We start from the raw sequence: 2,844 nt of genomic DNA, 5'->3' as shown, positions 1-2,844 counted from the left end.
GCACGCCGCGCGGCCCGCCCCGCCGCCGTCGCCCCGGTCGCCGAAGCCCTCGACGCGTCGGCCTAGAAAAAATCTTCCGACCTCGCTCAGGTGGGGTCGGGACCGACCGATAGGTCATCCCGAGGTGCCCAAGGACGGGCCCTTCGGAACATCGCACGACTCAACTGACCAGGAGGGTTTCCCATGAGTCTTCGCATCAACCAGAACATCGACGCTCTGAACTCGTACCGCAACCTGTCGAGCACCCAGAACTCGCAGTCGAAGTCCTCGAGAAGCTGTCCAGCGGCTTCCGCATCAACCGCGCGGCCGACGACGCCGCCGGCCTCGCGATCTCCGAGGGCCTCCGCTCGCAGGTCGGTGGCCTGAAGGTCGCGGTCCGCAACGCCCAGGACGGCATCTCCGTCGCGCAGACCGCTGAAGGCGCGCTCACCGAGGTCCACTCCATGCTCCAGCGCATGAACGACCTCGCCGTGCAGCACAACAACGGCACGCAGAGCACCGAGTCCCAGGCCGCCCTGGCCGCGGAGTTCACGCAGCTGCACACCGAGATCGAGCGTATCGAGGCCAACACGAAGTTCAACGGCATCGCCCTGTTCGGCGGCACCGCGCTGACCTTCCAGACCGGCTACGACTCGGGCGACACGATCGACATCTCGGCCACCGCCCTGGCCGCGATCGACGTCTCGGCCGCGGTCATCACGGACAGCAACACCGTCCAGACCGCGATCACCACCATCTCGACGCAGCGCGCCGAGCTGGGTGCCATCCAGAACCGCTTCGAGCACACGATCAACTCGGTGAACGTCGCGATCGAGAACCTGTCGGCGTCGGAGTCGCGCATCCGCGACACCGACATGGCTTCGGAGATGATGAACCTGACCCGCAGCCAGATCCTGTCGCAGGCCGGCACGGCCATGCTGGCTCAGGCCAACCAGGTCCCGCAGGGCGTCCTGCAGCTCCTGCGCTGATCTGAGACGGAGGGCGGCCCGCCACCACGGGGGCCGCCCTTCGTGCACCAGCACCACACCTGACGTACCCCGAGGGGAGCACCATGGCGGGCACCGCGAGCATGCCGGGCATCATCAGCGGCATCGACAGCACGACGATCGCGCAGCTGATGGCCCTGGAGGCCAAGCAGCAGACGGCGCTCAAGACGAAGGTCACCCAGCAGGGCACCGTCGTCTCGGCGCTGCAGAAGCTCAACGCCAAGGTGGCCGCCCTCGCCACCGCCGCCGCTGACCTGGCCAAGCCCACCGCGTGGGCGCCGGTCAAGGCGACGTCGAGCAGCGACAAGGTCACCGTCGCCGCCACCAACGGGGCCAGCACCGGCTCCACCACCTTCCGGGTCGAGAACCTGGCCGTCGCGCACTCGGTGCAGCTGAGCGAGCTCGCCTCCTCCCTCACCGACGTGGTCGTCCCCGAGGACGCCGACGGCAAGCACCTGGTCACGATCACCGGCGCCGACGGCCCGGTCGAGGTCGACGCCGGCGACGGCTCCCTCGGCGCGCTCGTCGCCGCCCTCAACCGCTCCGGCGCCGGCGTCACCGCCACGACCGTCAGCACCGTCGACGGCTACCGGCTGCGCGTCACCGCCAAGGAGACCGGCGCCGACTCCGCGTTCACGCTCGAGAGCGCCGCCGGCCCCGTGCTCGGCGGCGTCGATGCCACCCGCACCGTCGCCGGCAAGGACGCCCGGCTCGTCGTCGGCGGCGACGTCGTCACCTCGGCGACCAACACCGTCTCGGGCCTGGGCACCGGCCTGTCGGTCACGCTCGGCTCGGCCACCCCGCTCAACACCGACATCACGGTCGAGGTCACCGGCGACGCGACCGCGATGACCGCGTCGGTCAAGGGCTTCATCACCCAGATCAACGCGATCCTGGACGACATCGACGCGCAGGCGTCCTTCAACGAGACCACGCAGCTGTCCGGCGTGCTGTCGCGCGAGGGCTCGGTGCGCGACCTGCGCTCGAACCTGCTCAGCGCGATCTTCCCCGCCGACGGCACGTCGATGGCGTCCATGGGCGTCCAGCTCGACCGCTACGGCAACCTCGTCTTCGACGAGAAGACGTTCACCGACGCCTACAACGCCGACCCGGTGAAGGTGCAGGACGCGTTCGCCAACCAGGCCGGCACCGGCCTGGTGCAGCGCTACGAGAAGGTGGCCAAGGACGCCAGCGACTCGGTCGACGGCAACCTGACCAAGGCCGTGGAGGGCCGCCAGGCCACCATCAAGCAGCTCGAGACCTCGATCGCGGCGTGGGACGTCCGCCTGGAGCTGCGCGAGAAGACGATGACGCGCCAGTACACCGCGCTCGACACGTTCATGAACCAGTGGCAGAACGTCGGCAGCTGGCTCTCGGGCCAGATCGCCTCCCTGCCGGGCTACTCGACGAGCTGAGGGGAACCATGACTCCGAACCCGCAGAACGCCTACCTCCAGGCCAGCGTCCAGACCGCCAGCCCCGAGCGGCTGCTGGTCATGCTCGTGGACCGCCTGGTGCGCGACGTCGAGCAGGCCGTCGACGCGCTCGAGGGCGGCCGGACCCAGGAGTCCCACCAGTACTTCCTGCACGCGCAGGACATCGTCGCCGCGCTGCAGTCCAGCCTCAAGCCCGAGCTGTGGGACGGCGCCGAGGCGCTGAACTCGGTGTACGCGTGGCTGCTCTCCCAGCTCGTGCGGGCCAACGTCGAGCACAGCACGACCGTGGCCGCGCACTGCCTGGACCTCTCGCGCCAGGTGGCCGACACGTGGCGCACCGCCGCCCTCGAGGTCGCGAGGCGCAGTGCCTGACGACGTCGCGGCCGTCGCCGCCTGGCGGGCCGTCCTGGACGACCTCGCCGC

General features: G+C 69.9%; 3 protein-coding genes. All 3 read left to right on the top strand.

Features of this window, described 5'->3' with window-relative positions; all coding sequences use genetic code 11:
- The first annotated feature begins 116 nt into the window (after positions 1-116).
- The 3 genes from AC2W7G_RS13020 (at position 117) to fliS (ending at position 2,793) form a co-directional block, all read left to right on the top strand.
- On the top strand, positions 117-968 hold the full coding sequence (locus AC2W7G_RS13020) for a flagellin N-terminal helical domain-containing protein (protein WP_485868816.1): 852 nt from the start codon (positions 117-119) through the stop codon (positions 966-968).
- A gap of 83 nt (positions 969-1,051) precedes the next feature.
- Positions 1,052-2,401 carry a flagellar filament capping protein FliD gene (gene fliD / locus AC2W7G_RS13015; protein WP_485868815.1) on the top strand — a complete coding sequence of 450 codons (1,350 nt, stop codon included), beginning with the start codon at positions 1,052-1,054 and terminating at the stop codon, positions 2,399-2,401.
- An 8-nt stretch (positions 2,402-2,409) separates the two neighbouring features.
- Complete coding sequence (fliS, locus tag AC2W7G_RS13010; protein WP_485868814.1) at positions 2,410-2,793, top strand: flagellar export chaperone FliS; 384 nt, start codon at positions 2,410-2,412, stop codon at positions 2,791-2,793.
- Positions 2,794-2,844: the final 51 nt, after the last annotated feature.

Source organism: Aeromicrobium sp. PFPM2_SD2, assembly GCF_057364525.1.
This window is presented reverse-complemented; position numbering and strand designations above follow the sequence as displayed.

Bases quoted from the DNA above. Each gene is read 5' to 3' on its own strand.
- fliS (WP_485868814.1), top strand. From the start codon at position 2,410: ATGACTCCGAACCCGCAGAACGCCTACCTCCAGGCCAGCGTCCAGACC.
- fliD (WP_485868815.1), top strand. From the start codon at position 1,052: ATGGCGGGCACCGCGAGCATGCCGGGCATCATCAGCGGCATCGACAGC.